The 25,772-nt window shown below is 59.2% G+C and carries 14 protein-coding genes and 1 pseudogene; 6 read left to right on the forward strand and 9 right to left on the reverse strand.

Translation table 11 applies throughout. The features are described from left to right. The 7 genes from QP442_RS00290 to QP442_RS00320 form a co-directional block, all read right to left on the reverse strand. A complete protein-coding gene (locus QP442_RS00290) occupies positions 1-1,440 on the reverse strand; it encodes an alpha-amylase (protein WP_103632349.1) in 1,440 nt (479 codons plus the stop codon). A 1-nt stretch (position 1,441) separates the two neighbouring features. After that, positions 1,442-2,104 (reverse strand): DJ-1/PfpI family protein, encoded by a 663-nt coding sequence (locus QP442_RS00295; RefSeq protein WP_103632348.1) that lies wholly within the window; start codon positions 2,102-2,104, stop codon positions 1,442-1,444. A gap of 26 nt (positions 2,105-2,130) precedes the next feature. After that, positions 2,131-2,313, reverse strand: a complete 183-nt coding sequence (locus QP442_RS00300) for a hypothetical protein (RefSeq protein WP_285069498.1) — start codon at positions 2,311-2,313, stop codon at positions 2,131-2,133. A 37-nt stretch (positions 2,314-2,350) separates the two neighbouring features. Further along, positions 2,351-4,192: a cation:proton antiporter gene (locus QP442_RS00305; RefSeq protein WP_103632347.1), complete on the reverse strand. Its 1,842-nt coding sequence runs from the start codon at positions 4,190-4,192 to the stop codon at positions 2,351-2,353. Positions 4,193-4,344: 152 nt separating this feature from the next. After that, positions 4,345-6,960 (reverse strand): MMPL family transporter, encoded by a 2,616-nt coding sequence (locus QP442_RS00310; protein WP_285069587.1) that lies wholly within the window; start codon positions 6,958-6,960, stop codon positions 4,345-4,347. After that, entirely contained in the window at positions 6,960-8,033 is a 1,074-nt protein-coding gene (locus QP442_RS00315; RefSeq protein WP_285069499.1) for an efflux RND transporter permease subunit, read from the reverse strand. Before QP442_RS00315 ends, QP442_RS00310 begins: the two co-directional genes overlap by 1 nt. A 426-nt stretch (positions 8,034-8,459) precedes the next feature. Next, positions 8,460-9,791 carry a galactose-binding domain-containing protein gene (locus QP442_RS00320; protein ID WP_103632345.1) on the reverse strand — a complete coding sequence of 444 codons (1,332 nt, stop codon included), beginning with the start codon at positions 9,789-9,791 and terminating at the stop codon, positions 8,460-8,462. A gap of 432 nt (positions 9,792-10,223) precedes the next feature. Here QP442_RS00320 and QP442_RS00325 point away from each other — a divergent pair, with 432 nt between their 5' ends. Genes QP442_RS00325 through QP442_RS00350 form a run of 6 tightly spaced genes read left to right on the forward strand, consistent with a single transcriptional unit; the run spans position 10,224 to position 19,149 of the window. Next, a complete protein-coding gene (locus tag QP442_RS00325; protein WP_285069500.1) occupies positions 10,224-11,852 on the forward strand; it encodes a choice-of-anchor M domain-containing protein in 1,629 nt (542 codons plus the stop codon). Beyond that, complete coding sequence (locus QP442_RS00330) at positions 11,849-13,498, forward strand: anchored repeat ABC transporter, substrate-binding protein (RefSeq protein WP_103631556.1); 1,650 nt, start codon at positions 11,849-11,851, stop codon at positions 13,496-13,498. Before QP442_RS00325 ends, QP442_RS00330 begins: the two co-directional genes overlap by 4 nt. Continuing rightward, positions 13,495-14,490: a choice-of-anchor M domain-containing protein gene (locus QP442_RS00335; protein ID WP_103631554.1), complete on the forward strand. Its 996-nt coding sequence runs from the start codon at positions 13,495-13,497 to the stop codon at positions 14,488-14,490. Before QP442_RS00330 ends, QP442_RS00335 begins: the two co-directional genes overlap by 4 nt. Next, positions 14,487-15,209 (forward strand): metal ABC transporter ATP-binding protein, encoded by a 723-nt coding sequence (locus tag QP442_RS00340; protein ID WP_103631552.1) that lies wholly within the window; start codon positions 14,487-14,489, stop codon positions 15,207-15,209. The genes QP442_RS00335 and QP442_RS00340 overlap by 4 nt, the downstream gene beginning before the upstream one ends. Then, the gene (locus QP442_RS00345) at positions 15,206-16,084 is read left to right on the forward strand and encodes an anchored repeat-type ABC transporter permease subunit (protein ID WP_103631551.1); all 879 of its coding nucleotides are present in this window, start codon (positions 15,206-15,208) and stop codon (positions 16,082-16,084) included. Before QP442_RS00340 ends, QP442_RS00345 begins: the two co-directional genes overlap by 4 nt. Continuing rightward, complete coding sequence (locus QP442_RS00350; RefSeq protein WP_285069501.1) at positions 16,081-19,149, forward strand: choice-of-anchor M domain-containing protein; 3,069 nt, start codon at positions 16,081-16,083, stop codon at positions 19,147-19,149. Before QP442_RS00345 ends, QP442_RS00350 begins: the two co-directional genes overlap by 4 nt. A gap of 272 nt (positions 19,150-19,421) precedes the next feature. On the opposite strand, the pseudogene QP442_RS00355 reads toward QP442_RS00350, so the two are convergent. Together QP442_RS00355 and QP442_RS00360 are read right to left on the reverse strand one after the other, a co-directional pair. Next, positions 19,422-20,718 (reverse strand): annotated as a pseudogene (locus QP442_RS00355) (IS3 family transposase). A gap of 133 nt (positions 20,719-20,851) precedes the next feature. Next, positions 20,852-25,597, reverse strand: a complete 4,746-nt coding sequence (locus QP442_RS00360; protein WP_285069502.1) for an InlB B-repeat-containing protein — start codon at positions 25,595-25,597, stop codon at positions 20,852-20,854. Between the last annotated feature and the right edge of the window lie 175 nt (positions 25,598-25,772).

Here is a 25,772-nt window from a genome sequence, read left to right on the forward strand (position 1 = left end):
TCAAACCCCCTTCGGAGAATAGACGGACAATCCGGAATCTGGAACCGGGAACAAAGCAGAACCATCGTCACCGATCTGGACGGGTTCACATCCGCCGATCACGCACTCCCAGATCTGACCGGCATGATGAGCACCCACATTCAGAGTCTTTGCGCTTTCACCAGAATCGGAAATAACAACAGCAACACCGTCACTAGCGTCATCCATCTGCCCTTGCCTCGCCCAACCGACCACGTGAGAATCGTCGAACGCATCCCACTGGACACCGTACGCGCGCGTCTTACGCATCTTCATCAGGGTTTCTAGTCCTTCAACCGGAGCAATAGGATGCTCACCTTCAGCCCCGAATAGGTCGGCGTGGAATACACAGGGGTAGCCGGCCTCGCGAAGAAGAATCAGCGCATAGGCTGCGGGCTTGAACCAACTATCGACCGGCGACGCCAGCGATTGACCATCCTGAGTATCATGATTCTCCACAAATGTGACTGCCATCGTGGGGTCCGCGTCCACCAGCGTGCCGTTGAAGATTCCGCCCATGTCGAAGGTACCGTTGGCGCGCGACGCGTGGTGGAAGTTGAAGTGAAGCGGGACATCAAACAGGCTCAGTCGGCGATCATCACCGATGAACGACCGCAGTTCACCAAGGTCAGCGCTCCAGTATTCGCCGACCGTGAAGAGTTCCTTGCCAGAAACATCACGCATGCGGTCGAGCCATGCCATCGTAAAGTCGCGTCCCATGTGTTTCAACGCATCCATGCGCAGGCCGTCAACCCCCGTTGTTTCGAGATACCAGGCTCCCCATTCGACCAGGTGATCCATGACTTTGGGATCGGTCAAGTGGACGTCAGCGCCCATCAGGTAGTCAAAGTTACCGAACTCGTCATCGACGTTTTCGTTCCACTTTTTACCCTCGAACAGCCAGAGCCCCTTGCGCCCAGTCGCTTCATCCCAGTCAGTCCCGTGAAAACACGTCCAGTCCCATTCAAAATCCGAGTACGTGCCAGCACGACCTGGGAACGTGAATCGCGTCCAGACCTGGATCTGTTCAGGGTTGCCGACTTCAATGGTGCGATTCTGCTGATCAATCGGGGTTGCGGTCACCGTTTCTGACGCGTCTGCACCCATCTTGTGGTTGAGAACCGTGTCTGCAAGCACGTGGATCCCGTAATCATGCAAGGCCTGGATAGTCCCCACATATTCTTCGCGCGTCCCATACTTCGTGCGAACAGCGCCCTTCTGGTCAAACTCCCCCAGATCCCACAGGTCATACACGCCGTATCCGACGTCATCAATGCCCGCCTGCCCCTTATATGCTGGAGGCAACCACACGGCGCTGACTCCCAGGTCAGACAGGTGCTGCGCCTGATCAGCAATCGAACGCCAAAGCGAGCCGTCATTGGGCACGTACCACGAAAAACCCTGCAACAAAGTGCCGTTCATGTCAGTCGCCCTGTTTCACGATCGCGATTTCAACCGCCTTGGCAGCCTCTTCGCCCAGCAGATGGTTCACGAGGCTCAGACCAAGCTGGATAGCCGTCCCCATTCCGCGCGACGTGAACACGTTATCGTCCACGACAACCGAATCGGTCAGAGCGCGCGCCCCGCCCACTTCGAGATCCTTCATAAAGCCCGGGTTCGCCGTCGCGTTTCGCCCGTCGAGGAATCCAGCGTGAGCCAAGACCGAAGGAGCCGCGCAGATCGCAGCGACAGGCTTGCCGAAGGCGATGCGACGAGCAATCTCTGCCTGAATCTTCATGTTTTCTTCAAGGTTCACGGTGCCCGGCATGCCTCCGGGCAGGAACAGCACGGTGTATTCAGACAGGTCCGCGTCATCAAGATGCAGGTCACACACCAATGTGATGCCGTGCGACGACGTGACGGACAGGGAACGGGTAGGCGACAGCAACGACGGCGCGCTAGCAAAAGGATTGGAACGAGGTTCTTCTACGGCCTGACTGTCTGATGCCGGAACGGCAATCAGGTCAGCGCGCACGCCCGCCCGATACAGGCAGTCGACGACCGCGAGCGCTTCCACTTCCTCTAGTCCGGGCGCGATGAGGACGCCGACGGACGCGTCGGTTGTGACAGTGGTCGGGGTTGGCATGAGGACCTCCTAATAGCTTTCTGCCTTCAAGTATCGCGCTGACCATGGACGAATTCACTGACAGCAAGCGTGAAACTACCTACTGCCCCGCGTCTACGCGCCAAATGACTTGCTTCGCAGAGCCTCGACGGGATCTTCACGCGCGGTTTACGCGATGGGACGATGCCGACGACCACCGTCGGGCGGACGGAGATAGTGATCAGGATCATCGCCGCACTCACGGGAAGTTGCGCATGATCGACAGGATCAACCGATGTTGAGCATGATTTCTTCTTGGTCCAGGCGCTCCATTGCCGTTTCGAGGGCGGCGGATGAGAACACGCCTTCATTACGTGCTTCGAGCAGAGCCTGACGCTGTTCGCGGATCGCTTCGAGGGCAAGGACTCGCATTTGTTCGATGGTGAGGGCACCTTGCTCGGGATTCATGTCCGAACTGGGGTTTACGGGCACCGGGTCACGCCCATCACTTTCACTAGTGGAGGCAGTTTCTGATGCCCCCTCTGCGACGCTCGCTTGGACGATGGTTGCTCCGATCACCCCACCGAAAGGCATGGGTGTCTTAAGAGCGGAAGGATGCAGGGCCTCGGCCAGAGCACTCTCTTTAAGCGAGGAATGCATGAGGTGAAGAAGGTGCTCGCGTTCTTCTTCATTCACTGTATCTGCAGCCATCTGAGGCTTTACCAAGCGGATCACCCACGGCAGGGTCAAGCCCTGCAATGCCAACGAACCGCCGGCTACGACCAGTGCGATCAGCAGGAGGACGTTACGCATCGGGGTCGCGAAAGGCAGAGTTTGGGCGGCCGCAAGTGTGACGGCACCTCGCATGCCTGCCCACACCAGAATCGACCCTTCGCGCACGCCCAAGGGCTGGGCGTTGAAGTATTCCAAGTCGTTTCCGCGACGCCTCTGCTGGCGCCAGCCACGTTCAACCCTGCGGTGCCACCGTTCAACAGCCGCATTCCATTGCTCGGGGCTCATGTTTCGGGCTTCAAGAAGCTCAGGATCGACATCACTCGCGTGCGCCAGGCGCTCTTCATGCAGACGCAGACGTTCTTCGTCACGTTCCATTCGCGCGCGAGCATGCGATTGACTGTGGTTCAAGAACGCCAAGAGGGGCGCGAGGAAGAGGACGCGAACACCAACCGCGATGAGGCCAAGAAGCAGGGCGAGGAGCAGGGCATATCCAACGCCGATCTGGCCTTCCTCAACTTTCTCGAAGATGCCGAAAGCTTGGATCCCCATAATCAGGAAGACGAAGCCTTCCAAGACCAATTCCACCGTGTGCCAGTTCTGCTGGGAAAACCGCCTGTTCAGAGCAGGCATGCGCACGTTGCGATTGTAGGAAACGATCAAACCTGCAACGACGGCCGCGACCAAGCCTGAACCACCCAAGTGTTCAGCGGGGATCGAGGCAATGAACGGCATCGCAAACGAAAAAACGGTGTCTGCTGCGGGCTGTTTAATCTTTGAACGCATGCGGCTACCAACTTCGCCTACCACCCAGCCAACAGCAACGGCGGTCAGTAGCGCGATAACAAAATCGCTCAGCAGGTACGCGGGGTTGAGGGCATCGGCGTCACCCAGAAGTGCAGCCGACGTTGCCGACGACACCAGGACAAGGGCCGTCGCGTCATTAAACAGGCCCTCGCCCTCCAAGATGGTGATGATGCGTGGAGCGACACCCTGTTTCTTCACAATCGATACGGCAACCGCGTCAGTCGGCGAGAGCACCGCGCCCAGCGTGATTGCCCACGGGAGCGAAATAGCCGGGACCAGCCAGTTCAAGACACAACCGACGACCAGAGCGCTGATGATCACCAAGCCGATCGCAAGGGCTGCGACCATTCTCAGTTCGCGCCGAAAATCCATGATTGGCATCGACACTCCGGCCGCGAACAGGAGCGGGGGCAAGATGACTTCGAGGATCAGATCGGGTTCCAACTCGATCGGATCAACCCATGGTAGAAAGCCGATTGCGATGCCCAGTGCAAGCAGAATCAGCGGTGAGGCCACGCCGATTTTCTGCGACACCTGCGCAGCAAAAGCGATAGCGATCAACGCGACAACGGCAATCAGCAGGGTGTTCATACCCGCATTTTATTGAAGGGGTCGCGGGTTTTCTCGCCAGTCTCAGCGCCGGTGGTTCTGAGCGCAGGCACTTTTCAGAGCATATGACTGCGAGTGCAGATGATCGTGAGTACGAGGATTATCAGCGCACACGGGCATCAGCGCGATATTTATCAGCGCAGACGCTCACGACCTGCGAAGAACCTATCCCCCAAAGCAAGTAACGCCGGCAGGACAAAGATAATCAGCGCGGACGCACACAATGCGCCGATCGAAATGGTGCGACAGATCTGCGCGATCGTCGGGTTCTCAAATAGGAAGCCAAGAATGCCGGTCACGAGGATCATGATTGACCCGGACGTTGCGATCGTGTGCATCGAATTGTCGTATGCGCGAGCCAGTGCATGCCGGATATCAAGTTCTTTCCGACCCTCGCGATACTGGCTTGTCAGCAGGATGCCGTAGTCGATCGTCGCACCCATCAAAATGCACTGCACCATCAGCTGGGCCAAATAGTAATTGTCGTATCCCTGCAGTCCGATCGTGGCGATCGTCAGGAAAACGCCGCACTGAACCAGCAGAACCAGTAGCAACGGAACCGACAGCGACAGGAAGGTCAGCGCGACGACAAGGAAGATTGAGCCGGCAGTTAGCCACTGGATCAGACTCATTTCCGAATCGAAAGACGACTTGAGCTCGTGCACCAACACCGAGTTGCCGACCAGGTAGCAGTTCCCGCCCAGATCCTCCGCGCACGCCGATTCCAGTTGGCCGATCAACGCTTCGGTCGCATCGGATTCTTCAGGCAGGGTCGTAGTGATGACCATCCGTGACCAGGTGTCCCCGACCAGTTGAATTCTGGCCTGTCGGATCTGGTGTGATGCGTCGGTGATTGCCGTGCGCATCTTGTCGTCGATGAACGAAGAAAAGCGCGCATCATCCAAAATCTGCGTATTCAGCGTGTCCACCAATTGCGCGATCGATAGTGTCTGACCAGCGGTTTCACCCCGATCTGTTGCCGTTTGCGCGCCGTGAATCAGGTAGGCAAGCACGACGTGATTCGTATCGAGCGAGCGACTTGAAGCGGTCAGCGCCGAAAGCTGTCCCAGCAGGCTTGTCATCTCAGTTGGGTTCAGCTGACTGTCATCAACGACAGCGCGCATGACCTGACGCAGGGCACTCAGCTGGCTCACCTGGCTTTCACTGAAATTCCCGGACGTTTGAGGGTCGTACGCCATCGTGTCGAGGATGAAGCTCACGGCGTCATAGGCGCTCATATTCCACGAACTCGTATCGCCGTACATCGAGGTGCGGAGCAGGGAAAGCTGACGAACTTGGTTGGCGTCCATGCCAAGGAAACTCGCCAATTGCCTGGGCGTAAAGTAGGTGCCCGCAACCGAAGCATCGATGATCGAATGCAAGGTGGAGACCTCGGCTTGCTGTTGTTCTGACAGAGACGAGTCATTCGCCAAGTCAGAGGCAATCGTCTGCGGAGTGTAGAGCCAGTCGGTCGCATGGGCGGGCGAGTCCGCAATCGCAATGATCACCTGAAGCTGAGCCGAGTTCATCGACACGATGGACGCGAACGTTGACAGTGGGATCTGCTGACCGGACACGGCAAGGGAAGCGATCTGATACATCTGCTCGATGCCCGCTTTTTGGTCGTCGGTCAGAGAGCCCGCCAGCGGAGATGCTTCTCCCGCCTGGACCTGCGTGTTCAGGAAATCGATCATCTCCCACGGGCTGGCCGTAGTCGCGGTTGCAGGGTCGTGCCCCGAAAGCGTGGCGCGCATCGCAAGGATCTGCCCCACTTGTTCGGGCTCCATTGACAGGAACTGAGCCAGCCCCTGCGCATCCATCGGTGTAGCGAGCGTTGTGGTATCAGTCAATGCCATCAGGCTTGCCAGCTGCGCTGACCTCTCCCCCATTTGGGCACTGACCTGCGGTTCGTTTGTTGCAACCGCGTTGAGCGCTTCAACATAAGCCCTCAGTGTTCGCGAATCGTTCGCGTACTCCCCCGTTTCAGCTTTCTTCTTCGCGTAGAGCAGGCGCACCTGCGACGAATCAACCCCCAGCAGATTCGCCATCTGTTTGAAAGAAATCGGAGTGGTCATCGCCTGAGCATCGGTGAAACGTTGCAGGTTTTCCGCTTGAGCCCGCGCATCACCACTGACCATGGGCGCGTATTGAGTGTTCGGCACGTCGTTGACGATGAAGTCAGCGAACTGGCCAAGCGTCATCGAATCGGCCGAAATATTTGGGTTCGAGATCGCGTGATACAGGTAGATTCCGCGCGCCTCGGATTCGCTCATCCCCAGGAAGTTCGCCAAATCTGCGGGGCCTCGCACCCCCAGCAGAGCATCACGGTCAAGATAGGGCTCCAGCTGCGCCAGCGAATTCAACGTGTCTTCATCCGTGCGTGACACGATCAGCCGATTATTGCGAATGAAAGAAATGAACGCCGGCAGACTCATACGCTCAGTTGCCTGGCCGTCATGCGCTAAGAAGTAGACCAGAGACAGCATGTCCGAGTCGAAACTCAGGTCCTCACTCCCCATTTCGCTCAGGGCAACAGACATATCGTCGACAAAACGCTGGCGTCCGATCGTCGTCGGTTGAGACATGACAGAGCGAACCCCATCAGTATCGGAAATACGCTCAGCTAGCTGGCCCGCAATCGCATCATCGCCATTGCGATACAGAAGAACAATCGAGTTTTCCTTCTCGAAAACATCCGCAATCGGATCCGCCTTCGCCAGCGTGTACGCAACCGGCGCGCCTCCAGCCATCACGCCACCGCCAGCGAATAAAGCAATGAAGGCGACGAGGATCGGAATACGAGCTTTATATTCGAACCGTGCAAGAGAGGATGAAAGTTTGCCCGAAGATAAGGCTTCGCGGTCTTCTCAATCGCCCTATCGCACCACAGGATCAGCGTCGGCAGAATCGTAAACACGCTCACCATCGACAAGAACACACCCTTGGCCAAAGCAATACCCAAATCCATGCCGATCAGCAAAGACATGAAACAGAGCATCAGCAGGCCAACAACCGTGGTCATCGACGAAGAAACGATCGACGAAAAAGCCCCCCGAATTGCGCGCACCATCGCCTCTGGGCGCGACCCATCAGGCGTCTTCTCCTGGCGGTAGCGATTCATCAGGATGATCGAATAATCCATGGACAAGACCAGCTGAAGGATCGCTCCGATCGTGAAAGTCACATCTGCGATCGACCCACGAATCAGGTTCGTCCCCAAATTCAGGACAACGGCCATACCTATTGTGACCAAGAACAGAATCGGCTCAAGCCAGGACGCGCACATCGCAAACAGGATCAGTGCAAGCAAACCAACAGCAACCATCACGATCCACAATGGAAGCTCTGAGGTCGGTGACGGGTTATCCGACTCAATCAACGCACCCTTGATCGCGAATTGATCGGTGAGTGCCTGCTGGATCGCCGCGTCTTCTGCCGACCCATAAGCATGCTTGGACTCAACAATGAACAGAGTGTGATCACCCTGGTGATAAATCCCGTCTGAATCCTCAGTCCGAGCCTCGTACCCCACCGAATCAACATTCGGGATCGTCTGAAGCTTCGCCAAAGTCGACTCTTCTTCGGAAGCTGTCAGGCCGGTGAACATGACGCGCGTCGACGACGTGTCCATGGAGCCGGGGAACTCAACCTCCATGATGTCGGTGCCGGCACGCATCTGGGAGGTCGCGGGCAGGAACTCCACCATGTCATTGATAACGCCAACCCTGGGAGTCAAGACAGCGCACACACCGGTCGCCACCACCATGATGACAAAGATCAGATGGCGGAACCTCACCAAGAAATTGGCACTTGCGGTCAGCACTGACGACTCCGTTTGCTCCATTACATGCGGATTTTTACACGGTACCTGGTGGCGTGTCCGACACGCTAGAGAATCCGGGCAGGTGAGGGCTCGGTTGACGGGCTGAGCCTACGCCCGATGCTACACCTCGCCTCAGGACAACCGCGGCGCGATGCTGTGGCCACCTGAATCCACTTCCACAATCACCACACACCCACTCAACCTGCGAGAACCTCCCACCCATCACACAAACCAACCTCCCCGAACAGTACAGTGAGTGGCGGCCTCCGCCTCCAACACGCGTGTGGCGGCTTTCTCGACCTTTGGCGGGTCACAATGCTCTGTTCTGCACCGCCAAACACTCACAAATCTGTCAATGCTCCGCGCATGACGAAGCGGGTCGCCCCGAGGGGCGACCCGCTCACGCCGTTTTCTGCGACTACTCGCTCAGCTCCTGCGCTTGGCGCGCGTCGAAACAACGGCTCCAGTCGCGGCAAAGAGCGCGGCGAGAGCCATAAGACCCGCCACATCGGCGCCGGTCTTGGCAAGCCCGCGGCTCTTGGCCGTTGCGGCCTCCTTGGTCGTTGCGGCCTCGATGAGGAAAGGCACCTTGACGCTGACCCCGGTCGCCGCATCGGTGAGAATGATCTCATGGGATCCGATCGGCGTCGTCGCGGGAATCGTGTACGAGAAGCGCACGACTCCGCGCTCGTCCGCGACTGCGGTACCAATCGTGATCGGATCGGAGTGGAGAACCGCGCTGATCTCGTGACCGGCAGTGAAGCCCGTTCCTACGATCTCGATGCTCTCGCCGATCTTCGCGGTGCTCTTCTCGAGGGTAATGGTTGGCCCGGGGTTCGGGTTTGGCCCGGGGTTCGGGGCGGGCTCTGCGGCCTTCAGCTTGAGCTCGACGATCCCGGACTCGACGGTTCCGGCGGAGTTCTCCGCGAGCAGGCGGATCTGGGCACCGTCGGTGCTGGGAGTGACCTTGATCGACGTGGCCCGGCCAGTGTCGCCATCGAGGTTAACCCACTGGTCCAAGCCCTTCTCCTTGATCTGCCACTGCAGATCCGGGGCGGGATCGCCCGTCACATCGGCCGCAAGGTTGAGGGTCGTCCCCTCGGGTGCGGTGATGGTGCGGAACTGATCGTCTCCCGCTATCTCGACCTTATCCATGTCGTCCGACTCGATCGAAATTGGCGAGATGTGCGGTGCTTCTCCGTTAACGATCTTTTCACCGAAGACCTCGACCTCTGCGAGCGCAAGCTGGGTATAGGGACCCGGCAGGATAACGCGCACATGACGCGCCTGGAAGCCGCCGAAATCGACGCTCGACGGGAAGCCACCAACGCCGTTGACCTTGAGTGCCTTCACGCCATCGGCAAGCGGGCCGTTCGGATCAAAGTTGGACGGTAGCTCCTCGCGGGAGGCGACGACCCAGAAGTCCTTCAGGCTCTCATAGCAGGCCCCCTTTTGGCAGGGGTCGCGGTCCGAGCGATTCCAGACGTTGACGTTCGAGAGCGCGAACTCTTCGCCGAGGTCAACCTGCCACCACGGGTTGGTCGCATAGTTAGTGTGCGAGACGGAACCATTGTCGAAGACTCCATCGGTTATACCGTCATTGGCGCGCGAGGCGGGGGCGTACCAACCGGTCGAAACCTGCGTCGCTGTCTTGCCGAGCGCAAGATTCTCTGGAGCCGCGAGGGTCGGGGATACTGCGCCCGCGAGCGCGAGTGCTGCAACCGTCGCCCCACCCAAAATAGTTCTCGTGAAGTTCACCTTCTTACCTTTCGAAATGCTTCTCGCCAATGAACTCTGTCGTCGGCCGACCCTTATTGAGGCGCTCCTACGATAGTGGTTATCGATCGATTATTACATTGTTTGAAAGAAGAATCACATGTTACTCACACTTACCCCTAGGTGCACTGTTCGAGGTGGTTGATTCATTGTGTGATGGGCGGTTTGTTGTCGCAGGCCTGAGTGGAGTCTGCGATGATTGCGAAAGTACATCCAGCCAACTAAGGCATCGCGTCGACATTGTCCACAGATGTAGCGGTGGGCGCAGGCCCACCCCCTCGGCGGCATCAATTACTCTTCTCACATCCTTACACGCAGCGAGCGTGATCCGGGCCTCACACTCGAGGTTGCGCGGTTCGCAGACAACCCCGTACGATAATGCAAGTCGTTCTCATTATCGCTAGAAGGTTCATCATGCGCGCCACCCGCCGCGGGATTCATCCCCTCCTCGCCCTGTTCACCGCGCTCCTCACCCTCGCGTTCTTTGCTACGCCGACGATCGCCGCGCCCGACCCGCAGGGCGGAGAATCAACGACGAAAGCGCTCCTCACCCACGGGCACGCCGACGTCTTCGCCCTCGTCCCCAACGGGCCGACGATCTCCCTCGTCGCCAAGGAGGACGTCACCACTCCGGGCGCACCGACCTACCACAACCCCGCAAAGCTCATCCTCGGCGTCACCGACGCCGCGAAAACGAGCGCGACCAAAAAGATCGAGGGCGTTGGAACCGCCGGCTATGCACTCCCCCAGTCCGAGGATCCCGCTCTCCTGTGGCCCGGTTGGGACTCGAACGCCATCGCCCCTCTGCGCCCAACCGCGATCCGCCTCGTCATCGACGAGGTCTCTGGGCCTGGTCGCATCTTCCTCTGGCGCTCGGCCGCATTCGGCGCGACCTCCCCGATCTTCGAGCAGGGCTCCCTCGAGGCCACTCCCGGGCGCTCGATCCTCCAGAACGCGCCCGCCCACGAGCACGCGAACTGGCTCTTCACAGACGCGGGCACCTACTCCCTCACTCTCCACGGCGAGGTCGACACCCCCAGCGGGCACCTCGTCTCTGACCGAGCCTCCTACACCTTCGCCGTGGGCGCCACCGCGATCGCGCAGGCCACCCCCGGAGCGTCGGCTCCCGTCGAGCCGTCGACGCCCGGCACCGGATCGACCCCGACCCCCGCGCCAGCGCCTCAGTCCACCGCCCCCCAAGCGCCCGTACAGCCAGCCGCCGAGCAGTGCCTCCCCACCCCCGTCACCTCGAACGGGAGCAGCACCGCAGTCGGCGGATCCCACACGATACGAGCGAACACCCACGTCCACCCGAACTGGGTTTTCACCGCCCCCGGCCTCTACAAAGTCTCGATCACTCAGACCGCGACCCTGAAGTCCGGTGCCCGCGTCTCGACCTCCGGCATCCTCTCCTTCAACGTCGGCGGTGCCGGAAACGCCGACTCCGGCCACTTCGACATCGGGACGAGTGCCAGCCCCTCGTCGATCTCCATGCTCGTCAAAGACGACCGCTCGCAGCCCGCGCGCTGGGTCGCTCCCTCCTCCCTCGTTTTCGGGCTTGGCTCCGCAGCCGAGACGACTGCACCCGCCGGTATCGAGTTCATCGCGAAGCAAGGTCAGAGGATCTGGATGATCTCCTCAAGCCAGGTCCCCTCCGTCCCGTGGCTCGGCGCAAACACGATGCACCCCAGCCTCCTCGCCCGCACGACCGGCGATGTCACCTGGACGCTCAACGGTGTCTCCGGCCCCGGTTCACTCGCCGTCTTCGAGTCCGGCAACTTCGGTTTGCTCGTCGGCGCCCGCTGGTTCGGCGGCAGCAGCTCAGGCTCGACGACCGTCTACGTCGGCCGCACCGCCGACGGGCACCCCTGCGAACTCGACCAGGCGACGATCGATCGTCTGCGCGCCGAGGGTAAGATCGTCGACGGCTCAGCCCTTCCCGGCGGTCTCGCATCGACCGGCGCACGCTCCGCCACCCCGGTCGTCCTCGCCTCGCTCCTCGCCCTCGCTGGGCTCGCCGCACGACGGTGGGCAAGAAGGTGAGGCGCACCCGAGCGCGTCGCGCTGGGGGTGCCCTCGTGCTCTCCCTCCTCATCGGCGCTCCTTCGCTGCTCCTCGGCGCATGTGCCCCCGTCCTCGCGGACGACGGAGTCTCTGCCGAGGAGCCTCCCGGCGCACGATCAGAGTCCGCTGCACCTGGCAGTGCTGATGTGGCCGATGACGGGTCGCAGCCTCGGATCGTTGCGACGACGCCGATCATCGCCGACCTCGTGCGCGCGGTCGCCCCGCGAGCGCGCATCGCGACGCTCGTCCCCGCAAGCGTTGATCCGCACTCCTTCGAGCCCTCGATGGCGGCCCTCCGCGACATCGCGCACGCCGACATCGCTTTCTCCAACGGACTGCTCCTCGAGCAGAGCGCACTCACCTCCTCCATCGACGCGAACCTCCCAAAGGGCGCCCAGCACGTCGCCCTCGGCGAAGAGTCCGTCCCCTTCGGCGCACGTCCGATTCCCCTCGTCGAGGACCTCTCTCTCGCGACGATCTGGCTCGGGCTGCGCGTCGACGGACGCGCCTCAACCGACTCAACCGTCTCCTTCGAAGCAGTCTCGGCGACCGGCCCCGGCGACCTCGCCGCCTTCACGACCGGCACCTTCGGCGAACCGCGCCCGTGGATCGCCTCGAAGGATGGGATCAACTCGAACGACCGCGTCGAACTCCCGACCAACGCTCACACCCACATGTCGTGGGGTTTCACCGAGCCCGGCGTCTACTCGCTCTCTCTGCGGGCGACGCTCCACTCGCCGACGGGCGACACTCCGCTCGGTGAGAAGACCCTCGTCTTCGCCGTCGGCGTCGACCCGCACTCCACCGGGCGGAGCGTCCTCGACTCCGGGCACGCCGATCTCACAGCGAAGCTTGAGGGCTCGATGACCCTGCGCGCAGACGCCCCCGCAGGCGACCTCGACCCCGACCGGATCGTCATCGCCGTCCCGGACACGACGACGACCACGATCCCCGACAATCGGTGGCGCTTCCTCGCCGAACCAGGCACCTCCGCCCGCATCCTCGCCCAGGCCGTTATCGGAACCCACGTCCACGGTGAGATCGACCCGCACATGTGGCACGATGCGAAGAACGCCATCGCCTACACTGACCTCATCGCTGACCGCCTCGCCGCCCTCGATCCCTCGCGCGCGGCCGAGTATCGGGCGAACGCTGTCGCCCGCGACGCCGAACTTGAGGCCCTCAACCGGTGGATCCGCGAAGTCGTCGCCACTATCCCTGAGAAGAGCCGTACCCTCGTGACCGCGCACGACTCCTTCGGCTACTACGCGAAGGCCTACGGGCTGCGGATCGGCGGGTTTGTCGCGCCGAACCCGTCCCTCGAGCCCTCGGCCCTCCAACTCGCTAACCTCACGCGTGTCCTCGAGCAGACGCCAGCCGCCGGAGTCTTCCTCGAACCGATCTCCCGCTCCCACCTCGGCGAGCTCGTCGCACTCGCGCACACGACCGGTAAGTCCGTCTGCTCGCTCCACTCCGACACGCTCACCGACGAGGTCCCCACTTACCTCGACCTCATGGTGTTCAACACGCGCTCGATCAAGTCCTGCCTCGACCCCGCCTCGCTACCCGCCTGGCCCTTCGAGTCGGAGGCATCCATCCCGAATCCCACCCGAGGAGACCAGTGAAACTCACGCACGCACTCGCGCTCGCCACCGCGGCTCTCATCGCCCTGGCCCCCGCCTCAGTCGCCACAGACACGACGACGCAGGACCCCGCCCTCACCCAGGTTGTCGACTCGAACGAGACCGTCGCCCCCGAAGGCACGCCTGTCGAGATCTCCGCCGGGCACGTCGACCTCGGACCGAAGTTCCTCGACGGCACGTGGACCTTCCTCGCCCGCGACGACTCCGCTCAGACGCCGACCTGGCGCCACCTTGACGACGTCGTCCTACGAGTCTCCGACGCCGCGAAACTCGAACTCCCCGCCGACGACCAGTACTCCTTTATCTCGGCGAACGGCCCGGTCTGGGCCGTCCCCCAGTCTGAGATCGCCAACGTCGTGTGGCTCGGCTGGAACACCCAGGACCCCGAGGTCGTCGGCAGACTCGCCCAGGGCGCGACCCTCGTCTTCGAGGGACACGAGGGCGAGGGGGACTTCCACGCCTTCGTCCAGGCCGGAAACTTCTCCGGCCCCCAGCAGCTGTGGAACTCGACGAAGCCGAACTCGCAGCCGATCCACGTTGACGCAAACACGCACACCCACGCGAACTGGGTTTTCACGCAACCGGGGATCCACCTTATCCGCCTCAGCATCCAGGCCCAGCTCACCGACGGCACCACTGTCGAGGACACTCGCGTCCTCCGCTTTGCCGTCGGGGACGCCGCCGACGCGCAGAAGGCACTCGAAGCCCAGTGGAGCGTCTCGAACGCCCCTGAGTCGCCCGCTCCCGTTGACTCGCCGTCGGCCGTCGACCGCTCGACCGTTCTCCCGCTGTGGATCGCCGCGGGGCTCGGCGCCACAACCCTCGTCCTTGTCGCTCTCGTCCTCGTCGCCCGTCGCCGCAGCCACGAGCGCGAGCGGGTCGCTGAGAGGATCGTCGAGGATGGGACTTCCGGCTCCGTCGAGCCGAAGCCGGAAGCATCCGATGATGCCGACGACCGGGGGTCTCAGCGATGAGTCGCGCACTGGAGGTGTCCAGCCTGCGCGTCGACCTTGGCGGGCGGACGATCCTTGAGGATGTGTCCCTTCGAGTCGACGAGGGCGAGCTTGTCGGCCTCATCGGGCCGAACGGGGCTGGCAAGACGACGCTCATGCGCGCGATCATGGGACTCATCCCCTACCGCGGGAGCATCGAGGCGAGCGGCTCGGTCATCGGCTACGTCCCGCAGCGCCAGGATCTCGACTGGAACTATCCGATGAGCGCCGCCCAGCTCGTCGCGACCGCCTTCACCGGTCAGCGTCGCGCGCCTCGAGGTGCGACGCGCCTTGAGGCCGTCTACCGGGCTCTCGACGCAGTCGGCATGTACGCGTTCCGCAACCGGACGATCAACGAGACCTCGGGCGGTCAGAAGCAGAGGATCCTCGTCGCCCGGGCGCTCGTTACCTCGCCGCGTCTGCTCCTCCTCGATGAGCCCTTCACCGGGCTTGATCACCCGAATCAGGACGCGCTATCGCGCCTCTTCGTTGACCTCGCCCGTTCAGGAGTCGGAATCCTCATGTCAACGCACGACCTCGGGCAGGCCGTCGATATCTGCCACCGACTCGTCATGCTCAACGGGACTGTGAGGGCCGAGGGCGAGCCCTCCACCCTCTGCTCGCCGGAGCCGTGGATGGAGACTTTCCACGTCTCTAAGGACTCCGCACTCCTCCGCTCCCTCGGGATGGTGCGCCGATGAGCCTCCTCGACTTCCTCTCCGACCTCGCAAACCCCTCGCTCGCTTTCCTCCCGAGGGCGCTCCTCATCGCTGTCCTCTCCTCACTCGTCTGCGGCCTCGTCGGTGCGCACGTCGTCCTGCGCGGACTCTCCTTCGTCGGCGATGCGCTCTCACACGCCGTATTCCCCGGAATCGCGATCGCCTTCGCGCTCCAGGGGTCGATCCTCCTGGGAGGAGCCGCAGCCGGGATCCTCGTCGCGATCCTCATCTCCGTCTTCTCCCAGAACCGCCGGGTCGGCGAAGACTCCGTCATCGGCGTCTTCTTCGCCGCCGCTTTCGCCCTTGGCCTCGTCGTCGTCGCACGAACGCCTGGCTACACGGGATCCCTTGAGTCGCTCCTCTTCGGGTCGCTCACCGGCGTGACGAACACCGATGTCCTCATCTCCCTCGGGGCGTGCGCCGCAATCGGCATCGCCCTCGCGCTCTTCCACGACCGGATCGTTCTCGTAAGTGTCGACCGCGATTTCGCGATCTCGGCGGGCCTGCACGTTGGGCGCATCGATTTGCTTCTCCACCTCGCCATCGCTACTGCCGTCGTCGTCTCCATCCAGACGATTGGGAACGTCCTCGTCCTCTCGCTTCTCATCGCTCCCGCGGCGACCGCGCGACTCCTCACCGACCGCGTCATCCCCATGATGCTCATCGGCCCGGTCATCGGTGCCGTCTCTGCCTTCCTCGGCATCTGGGCCTCCTGGTCGCTCAACATCCCCTCGGGCGCGGCGATCGTCCTCGTCGCGACCCTCTTCTTCGTCCTCGCTCAGCTCCTCTCGCCCGGGCGCGGACTCCTCCTTCGCGCCCGACCGGTGGCGCAGACCACAGAAAGGACACTCGCATGAGGCCCCTGCCGTTCACCGGCCTCCTCACCGCGGCCGCCCTGCTCGCCGCGCCGATACTCACCGCACCCGTGGCGCACGCAGTCCCGTCAGAAACGACCTCTCCCACGGAGTACGCCTCCGGCTCGACCAACGCTGAGGCCGCACCCTCGTCCCCCGGAGCGCCCGACGATCCCGAGCACCTGCCCGGAGAGGCTGGCTACGGGGACCTCGTGCCCGCCGACCTCACGGTTCCTGCGGGCTCGCCCGGCGCCGACCCGGAGGCGACCCCTGGGCCCGACGGCCGCGTTCCCCACGTGTGCGCTGGCCGCAAGCTCCTCCACCACGCGCATGTTGACGCCGCCTACGTCACCCGTGTCGACGACACCTTCACCGTTACTGTTGTCGACGGGCGCAAAGTCGTCAAGGACCCAAACTCCGTCTGCGTCCGACTCGCCCCCGACGCGCGTACCTCCGACTCCCAGGAAGTCTCACGCATGGTCGTCCCCTCGGGTGGCCTCTTCAACTTCATTGGCAAGCCCGGCGACATTGTCTGGCGTGCCCCCCAGGAGCAGATCGACAACTGGCGTCCCGTCTGGGCTGGCATCGGCGCCTTCGACACGGCGCACGAGGTCGCCCAGCCCGAGGGGATCCTTCTTGACGAGGTGAAGCTCTCGATCGCGAATTCCTCCGGGCCCGGAGCCGTCGAGGTGTGGCGCACCGTCGGCACGAACTCCCTGAGTCGAGGGCTCTCTTCCGACCCCTCGCTCGCACCGCTCTCCCTCCAGGTTGGCTCCCACGGCCACTGGAACTGGACCTTCTCGAAAGCGGGCGTCTACCGGCTGGACATGGTTGCCTCCTACACGTCCACCTTGACCCAGAGAGCCGTTAATTCCTTGCCCTCGACCATCACGTGGCTCGTCGGCTCCGATGCCGAGGTCGGTCTGCCCGAAGGCACCACAACCTCCCTCACTCCGATCGGAACGACTACCGAGCAGGTGAAGGAAAAGATGATCGCTTCCGGCGAACTCTCCGCCGAGGAGACGCCCGCCGAGCCCGAGCCCCCCTTCACCCAGGCCGAGGCCCGCAAGCAGATCGAAGCTCTCTTCGGCTCTACTGCGAAGGCGCCAGCCTCACCCTCCTCCCCCTCCCACTACGTCTACAAGGGGACCTTCAAAGACGATGTGCGGGCTGGCGTGCCGATCAAGCGGGTGACCCTCGAGGTGAACGCGAACGACAAGCCGATCCCCGGGGAACCGATCCTCGAAATCCCCGACTCACTCAAGCAGACGACCGCCGACGGCGACCGCTGGGTCCTGCCTACCTCCGGTGAGCACGGATCGCTCGGATTCGACTTCACCCAAATGCCCGCCGATCTGCGCTCCGGGCCAGCCGTTTACTCCGTCGACACCTTCGACGGCCCCAAGGGCGGCCGCTACATCGCGGGGACCGTCACCGACGGGGCGATGAACGTCACCCTCGATACGACGCGCGACCCCAACCGTGGCTTCACCGTCGATGCAGCCGCAGTTCCCCTCGCCCACGTCTTCACGAAGCCAGGCGTCTACACCGTCGGTTTCAACATCGAGACACGCGACAAGGACGGGAACTTCTCCTACAAGTCCCGCTCCGCTCACTTCGTCGTCGGCGACGCCGCGATCTCGGCGCTGCGCGCGATCACTGCGGAGAACAACGGCGAGGCGCCCTCGCCCTCTCCAAACCCTGCGAATCCGGATGCCGATGCGCCACCGAGCGGTGGCGTTCAGCCCGACAATCCCTCGATACCTGATCCTGCCAACCCGTCCACCCCTTCCCGTCCCGGCGACTCGGCGATCCACATCATCACCGAAGGGCACATGGATCAGGCGATGTCCCTGAAGGACGGGAAAGCGGAGGTCTTCGTCGACGACACCGCCGACCCGCGCCACCCCGTCCACCGCGCCTCCGGAACCTTCGCCTACGCTGTCCCCGACTCGACGCACGCGAAGATCCCCGCCGGCGCGAAGGGCTACAGCGAACTCGCCGCTGCGGCGCCCGAAGGTGTGTGGAGTCTGCCCGAGACCCAGCTCGAGGGCATCCCCTGGGTCGGCTTCTCAACCCAGCGGGTCGACTACTCGCAGCTCTCAAGCAAGGGCGTCGAGGTCGCGATGAGGAACTTCACCGGCCCAGGTCGCCTCGTCACCGGCGTCTCCTCCCTCTTCGAGGGATTCACGCCCCGACTCGACTCGACGAAGCCCGACATGGTCCTCCACTACCTCTTTGGATCACACGACCACCAGGCCTTCTACTTCACAAAGCCCGGGCGCTACTCGACCGACTTTGTCTACACCGCGCACCTCGCTGACGGCTCCACCATCGAGAAGACGCTCCATGCGATCTTCCTCGTCGGCGATGACGCCATCAAGAGGGGCGCTGAACCGAACCCCTCGCCTGAGCCGAACCCCTCGCCCGCACCGAACCCGGAGCCCGGCGACACCCTTCCCATCGACGAACTCGTCGCGAAGCTCAACGCCGAGTTCCACAGGAACTGGACGAACCCGAACAACGGTGCGCAGCGGCCCGTCCAGCCCACGCCCGCTCCGGGCACCTCCCCGTCAACCGGATCAGCGTCCACGGGCTCCCCCTCAGCAAGTGCGAGCGCCCCGGCCTCGCCGATCGAGAACCCGACCGCGGCCGCCGCGAGCCTCGCCGAGGGTGCCGGGCAGACCGGAACCCCGGTAACCGGTGGGTCGACCGTATCCGGCTCACTACTGTCGTCGAACTCGGCAACTGGCGCGGAGTCAACGACCTCCGACTCCGACGCATCGGACGCTTCCAGCGCCGACGAATCCCAGTCGAGCGGCGTCGAGGGGCTGGACTTCGCGGACTCCTCACAGTCAGGAGAGTCCACGACGCGGGCGCTCACCAAGCCTGCTACCCCCGTGAGCGCCCTGCTCAATCCTGAGCGCGGTTCCGCCTCGTACGGGAGCGGCTCGAACTGGTGGCAGTGGATCCTCGTAGGGATCGCTGGTAGCGGACTCGTCGGGGCGGGCGCCTGGGCACTTCTCCTGCGCAAGCGCGTAAACGGCCGCGCACGTAGAGTTCGCTGACACGTCTCCCGGATCAGCTACCCAGCCCGTGACTGAGTGAAATGTGAACGCCGAGCGGCGGCCCGGACCTTCCCGGTTCGAGCCGCCGCTTCGTCATCTACTTCTTCGCTTGCGCCTCCGCCTACTTCTTCATCCGAACGAGCCGCTGGCGAACTTGACGCTGGCGCTAACTTCGACTTTGAGTCTGACTTTGGCGCTGGCGCTGACTTTGGCGCTGGCAAAGCCTCCACCAAAGCTTTGAACTAGCCCCCGGAAGTTGGACTGGTTTAATTCTAGGTGGTTAGGGTTTCAAGGGTTTGATTCCGATATTGCATCGGGGTCAGGCCCTTGAATCGTTTTTGAAGCCGGGTGTTGTTGCACCAGAAGATGTAATCATCTACGGCCCGGTAAAGCTCATCAACACTGGCGAAGTGCTCGCCGTAGTACATTTCGGTCTTCAGGTGACCGAAGAAGTTCTCCATCACCGCGTTGTCGTAGCAGTTGCCCTTTCGCGACATCGACTGGATGCCGCCAACGGACTCAATGAACTGGCGCCAACTGGAGTGCTGGTACTGGATCCCTTGGTCAGTGTGTACCATCAACCCTTCACCAGGTTCATGCCACGTGATCGCATTCTTTAACGAGGTAGAGGTGAACTTTGTTGACGGGGATGTCGACAACTCGTGTGCCAGAATGCTCCGGTCGCTCAGATCCATGATCGGTGAGAGATAGACCTTCGTGCCAGCCACCCGAAACTCGGTGACATCACACACCCACACAGTGTTGGGTTGTTCTGGCGTGAAGTTGCGGTTCAGGAGGTTGTCGGCAATGTGGCTAGTCTGGCCTTGGTACGAGTTGTACTTCTTACGTGACCTGACCTTGGATTTCAAGCCCATCTGGTCCATGAGTTTGTAGACGAGCTTGTGGTTAACCTCCCAGCCTCGTTTACGTAGTTCACTGTGGACCCGACGGTAGCCATAGCGGTGCTTCATCTGCTCAAAGATGGCCTTGATGACGTCCTTAAGCGTGGCATGTACGTCTGGCCACTCCAGGCGTTGCTGGTGGTAGAAGTACGTCGACCTGGCCAGGCCCGCGGCTTCCAAAAGATCATCGAGTCGATGCTCTGACTTGAGGATGACGATGGCTCTGGTCTTTAGCCTCGCCGTTGGTTCCTCAAGTCCCGCAATTTTTTTAGGTATGCATTTTCCGCCCGAAGTTTCTCCACTTCACGGACAAGCCTGTCTTCCTCGGTCAACAGTGCAGGCTCTACAGAGCCTTTCGGTCGTCCCTTCGGTTTGGGCCTGAGCGCCTCATCACCGCCTTTGCGCCACTTACTCACCCAGTTTTTGACCTGTTGAGGTGAGGACAGCTCAAATTCCTTCGCCAGGTCCATGCGTGTTTCGCCAGCGAGGAAACGGTCGACCACTTCCTTCTTGACCTCGAAGGAGTATTACTTCTTAGTTGGTTTCTCCGCAAGACATAGCCTGCCATGTAGAAGCCAGCGACGGTACAGGCTACGAGCCGGGTCGTGCCGGACCCCAATCCGACTTGCCGCAGCCTTAAAACCCAAGTCTTGCTCAAATAGGCCAACGAGCTGTTCTCGTTGTTCCTCTGACAGAGAACTTCGTGCTCTCATAGAAACACTCCCCTTTAGTCGGTGTCTGATTTCTCAGTCCAACTAAAGGGGAGCAGTTCACTTCAGCAGCCCCGCGGGTTATGCCCGCTACGCTTTCCTCCTGGTCCTGCTGATCACCAGCGCAATGCCAGCTACAGTAAACAAGGCTGCCGCATAGAGATAAACCAGCACATTAGCTCCGGTTACCGGTACGGGGGGCACCACTTTTTCTGCAAATACCGGGGTGATCTCCGTGTCCTCACTGAACTTATGCCGTTTCGTGAAGTCATAAACTCCCAGTTTAGCTTGCCCCTCATTTTGGGCAGCTTTATCAGCTGACCAATGCTTCAACCCGGTTGCGGCCTTATCTTTATCGCTGACTGCAATCTCGGGAATCTCTACCCAAGCCTTGGGGTTAACCCAATAGCTCTGAGGAGGCAGCTTGCCCAGTCGACTGGAGGGCTCCACCGTCACCTTTACATAGGTTTTTCCATCCAAGAGTTTCGCCAAATCGCCATGAGGATCGGTTGCCTGCTTCAAGAAGTCTGGCATGGGTCCCGTAGGGGGCGCATCGTACCGGTTCTTATAAACCCTTATCGGCAGCTCTATCTCTTCAATCTTTTCTCGGCCCGCAAACTTAACTTTCGCTTTGAGTTTCACGGTACGAACAAGTTCGTTTGAATCCGGTTCTTCTTTTACCAGCGCGTAAAGATCATTCTGGGTGGCTACAGGGGTACCGTTTTCATCTACGAACTCTACCGTCGCGTCATCAGGCAGTTTCGTTATCTTGGTTTTGTCTTTACTCTGTAGCTGAATAGCTGCCCTCAGCTCATCCAGAGTGGGCACAAAATTATTGATCCAGGTGTCATCGGATGCCTTAAAGGACTCGGTAGTCGCCACCCCTTTAGTCATCAGATCTGACCAATCAAACTGTGCGGGAAAGGTATGGTTTTCGTTTATCTCCGTGCCCGGCGATAAAAGTGGTTCCTTATCCCACTCTTTAAAGCTCTTGCCTTCTTCCGGCGTGACATAGTGCTTGTTCTCGTCCGGCTTTTTTCCATTCTCCAATTCTTGGGGAACTGGAAGCAGATCAGACTTAAGCCCCTTCAGTACATCGTAATTAATTTCTTTGATGGGGTTCCCATCTGTGCCGGCACCGAAGGAGCCGCCCTCACTGGCCTTAAAGGTTACCCGGACGTACCCGTCTGGAGGAGTAGGACTATTTGAGGGCACCTCAATAACCCTGACATCCTGATAGTAGAAGGTAATCTCATCGGAACCGGTACCGTTGATTCCTTTGAATTCATTAGTCTTTTCATCTACATCGTAGAAGAGCTGCTGCTGGGGAGCAGACGTTAGCCTCCAGCCGTTTATCGGCTTGTAGTTTCTGGCATCGTAATGTCGACAGAGGCTAGTCACTGTTTCCTGGTCTAGAATACGGTACTTCTCTATAATGTTTTTCTTTTCCGCATCGGTAGTGGCTTTCTCCAGCTCTGCCTTAGCTCTTTGGTCCACATAGTTAACCTTGTAATCATGGGTCCGGAAGGGGCGATAGAAGAAGTGGAACTCATTGTCCTTGGCTTTCGGATTATCAACTAACTTCCCGTCTTCTAGAATCTGTTTCGGTTCTACCCTAAGCGTCTGGAAATAGGTGTTATCTTTCGTTGCCCGATGCTCACCAGCCAGCTTTTGATAACCCTCATAGAGTTTTTTAGTTTCTTCGTCTTTGGTGTTCCGCAATTCTTCATCGGAAGCCAAAATCCATTTGGCATCTTGCTTAGAACCAATGGCGGCCACGTATGTTTCGGCACGCTGGTTTCCTTTAGTTTCTATAGCCGGATTATCCGTCACGGTCTTATCAATTGCGAGATTGTCATCCAAGAAGTGGTGGAAAACCTTTACATCCTGCATATCATTTTTTACCCAAATGGCTTTCAGGTAAATGGAACTTACTACGTCGTTACCGTAGGAGTAAACCTCCGGAACTTTATAGGTGTCCCGATAAGAGGTATCCACTTTGTCGGTGTCTTCGCCGGTATTGGCATCCTTCTGATAGCGCAGCACCTCCCAACCCATGAAGCTATAGCCTTTTCGGGTTGGTTTATTCGGTTCTACCAGTTTTTGCCGCTGCACTACAGTAAAGACTTGCTTATCCCCTTCGTTTTCACCCTTTTTCGCGTAGGTGACTTCTTTTTGGTCAGAGACATCGCCTTCCTTAATGGTCTTAGGTGCGGTGGTAACATTCTTCTCCTCAATGGGATCTAGCTTGCCCCCATTGGGATCGAAGGTTACCTTCCACTTATAGTCTGGTTCCCCCCATTTGGCGTAGAGCACCAGGTTGTGCACAGGCATAGTTTCCTTGTTTTCCCAAACCAGTTTCTGCCCGGCCGGGTCTAGCGCCCAACCCTTAAATACCATTTGGGGTGCGAGGCCCTCAGGTCTCTTAATCCGATCATTTCCCTCGTCATCTTTTTCCACCAGATCCGTCAGCTCTAGATCAATTAAGGTCTGCGGGTTATCTAGTTCTAAATCCTTTAAGGGTTTTTGGTAGAAGACGTCTGTCTGATTGGTCTCGTTGTACTCGCTGTCGTCCTTGAGGTTTGCGGGGTCATTGTTGAACCGCAACTTGTACTTATTCCGGTGGTACTGGAAGCGAATATAGCCATTTTTATCAAACGGGTCACCTTCCTCTTCCCGCGGATCCCCGAATTCATCAGCACGGTTAAAGAACGTGCGCATAAACTGCATGTCGCCCTTGGTTTTTTCGTTGCCATAGGGGTCTATTACCGTTTCGTCAGGAAGGGGAGTTTTGTCTTCCCGCTCATCGTTCATAGCAGCAAGCTCATCCTCGGTAAGCTTCTGGGAGGGTTCGTTTAGGCCGTAAGGGGTAAAACCCTGCACCGTTGGGTACGGGTGAAGATAGGCTGAACTGTCGGTATCCGCTTTGGTTCGATAGAGATTGTAGTCAACGATGGTCTCTCCGGACTCAAACCCATCCATCCAAAAGTCCATGTGGTGAGGTATTGACTGGCCTGATTCTTTGGAACCACCCTGTTGGTCGATACCAAAGGAAAGAGTAGTGAAAGTTTTCGGGTTAGCAAGCCAGTTGACCTTCAGAGTGACGCCATTTCCGGCATCAATCTCGTTAGTGTAACCACCCAGCCTCTCGTACTCTGCCATATCGAGAAACTCTTCAGCCGAGAGCCGGTAGGGAGGAGTATCGCGGTATTGCCAATTTGGAATAACGAAGTTTGGTCCCCAGCCAAAACTTTGCTTCCCCTCGGAAAACCCCTTGGTTTCTTGGGCGTCATCTGGCCACTCTGTCATCAACTGGTTAAACCGGGCCTTAAAGTGGTAGGGGTTTCCTGGCTCGCCTAACTTTTCGCCGTGTCTCCAAATTTCCGGATAGAAGGTCGACTCAGCTGCATCACCTGTCCTAGCATTCGACTTCGTAAAGTAAAGGTCATACACCTGGCGATCATAATAGATGTTATAGACGGTTTTGCCGGTGGAAGAAACCGCCTTTACTACGTCTGGGCTATTTGGATCAGCGTTTTCTTTATCGGTTAAATCTTTATTGTATTTATAAAATTTATTAAGGTAAAGGAAGGTATTGCGGTAAAATCTTTGGTTGTTCCATATTTTATCTAACCGTGCCTGATCTAGATCCGGAAACTCCACCCCTTTTACCGTCTCATTTGCAAGGTCTGGACGAGTACCGGTGGCCTGATCCTTATACACATGGGTACCCACGAAGTCGTACTTTTCTAAAAGAGAAGCCCCCTCGGGGTAGTCGGCCTTTTCCGTCCAAAATTGGATTGCATAGTCTGCCTTCTCGTTATCTTCCCAAATCGCAGTGAAGTTGACGTTTTCAGCGGGCATAATCAGCTTGGCGTTTAGATCTTTAATCGCATTACCGCTGTCGTCTTTAATAACTTCGCCGGCCTTAAACGTCTTCTCGCCAGATTCATCTTTTAGGTCAATCGAAGGCTTCCAACCTTGGAAGGTAGCTCCCACTTTTTCGGGAATATCTTTTTTCTCGAGAGTGGGGATGACCTGCCCGTAGTACAGAGTGCGGGAAGGAAGTTCCGCACCCCCATCGGTGTCGAAAGTGACGTCATAGTGGTTACGGTTGTAACGGTATTCCACGGAAAAATTCTTCGTGTCTTGGGGAACCTGCACCGTAATAGAATCAGCCTCTGGAATAAAACCCGCTATTTGAGCTTCATCTAAAGGCTTAACTTCTAGATCGGAACCGACGCTACCTTCCTCAGTAGTTTCAGTTATTTCTGTTTCCCCGGGTTTTGTACCATATTCGTCAAAATCATTGATGTCTTGGAAAACATGCTTGATCTTGACGCTATTTTTTACAGCCGGGTAGTCAAAGGATCGAGTTTTCTGATAGGTCTTTCCGTATTCATCATCGCCACTCTGTTCGCCATTTTTAGCTTCGTTAACCACCGTGTCGTAGTCAATACGGAAATTATCTTGAGGCTTGACGTAACCCAGGAAATCCGGGAGGTTAATAGTCTTATTTACCTTGTCTTTTTCTTTTTGACTAGCACCTGCCCCTACGGTCGCCACATAGGGCTGGTAGTTGATGGCATAGTCTCCCTCTCTCTCAACCCGATAATCGCTACGGAGGGTGTAGATATCTGGCTGCTCCGGATTCTTGACGAACTCTTCCGTTGTTTTGCCATCAGGAAGCTTCACCGGTTCCAGTTCCATAGAATTTTGGTATTTGCTGGTTTCCGCGGCGTCAGCTGTCAGCAGCCGAGAAAATATCACTGCCGCCGGAAGTATCAATGCCAGCGCCAGTAGTAGAGACAGGGTTTGTTTGAACGAAACTTTCATGGGGGGGACTTTCCGTCTCTGATGCCATAATTTATTTTTGAAGGCAAATATTGGATTTCTGACTATTGATTACTTTAACACCATTAAAACACTGTCTTACAACCTTTTAAGGCGGGTAAGAGTGCCAGCTCGCCCTGACACCTCAAATCGTCGGGCGCTCGGCGAGGGCGGGACG

The organism is Pauljensenia sp. UMB1177 (genome assembly GCF_030217965.1).
Classification (GTDB): Bacteria; Actinomycetota; Actinomycetes; order Actinomycetales; family Actinomycetaceae; genus Pauljensenia; species Pauljensenia turicensis_A.

Bases quoted from the DNA above. Each gene is read 5' to 3' on its own strand.
- QP442_RS00290 (WP_103632349.1), bottom strand. From the start codon at position 1,440: ATGAACGGCACTTTGTTGCAGGGTTTTTCGTGGTACGTGCCCAATGAC.
- QP442_RS00295 (WP_103632348.1), bottom strand. From the start codon at position 2,104: ATGCCAACCCCGACCACTGTCACAACCGACGCGTCCGTCGGCGTCCTC.
- QP442_RS00300 (WP_285069498.1), bottom strand. From the start codon at position 2,313: ATGATCCTGATCACTATCTCCGTCCGCCCGACGGTGGTCGTCGGCATC.
- QP442_RS00305 (WP_103632347.1), bottom strand. From the start codon at position 4,192: ATGAACACCCTGCTGATTGCCGTTGTCGCGTTGATCGCTATCGCTTTT.
- QP442_RS00310 (WP_285069587.1), bottom strand. From the start codon at position 6,960: ATGGCTGGAGGCGCGCCGGTTGCGTACACGCTGGCGAAGGCGGATCCG.
- QP442_RS00325 (WP_285069500.1), top strand. From the start codon at position 10,224: ATGCGCGCCACCCGCCGCGGGATTCATCCCCTCCTCGCCCTGTTCACC.
- QP442_RS00340 (WP_103631552.1), top strand. From the start codon at position 14,487: ATGAGTCGCGCACTGGAGGTGTCCAGCCTGCGCGTCGACCTTGGCGGG.
- QP442_RS00345 (WP_103631551.1), top strand. From the start codon at position 15,206: ATGAGCCTCCTCGACTTCCTCTCCGACCTCGCAAACCCCTCGCTCGCT.
- QP442_RS00350 (WP_285069501.1), top strand. From the start codon at position 16,081: ATGAGGCCCCTGCCGTTCACCGGCCTCCTCACCGCGGCCGCCCTGCTC.
- QP442_RS00360 (WP_285069502.1), bottom strand. From the start codon at position 25,597: ATGAAAGTTTCGTTCAAACAAACCCTGTCTCTACTACTGGCGCTGGCA.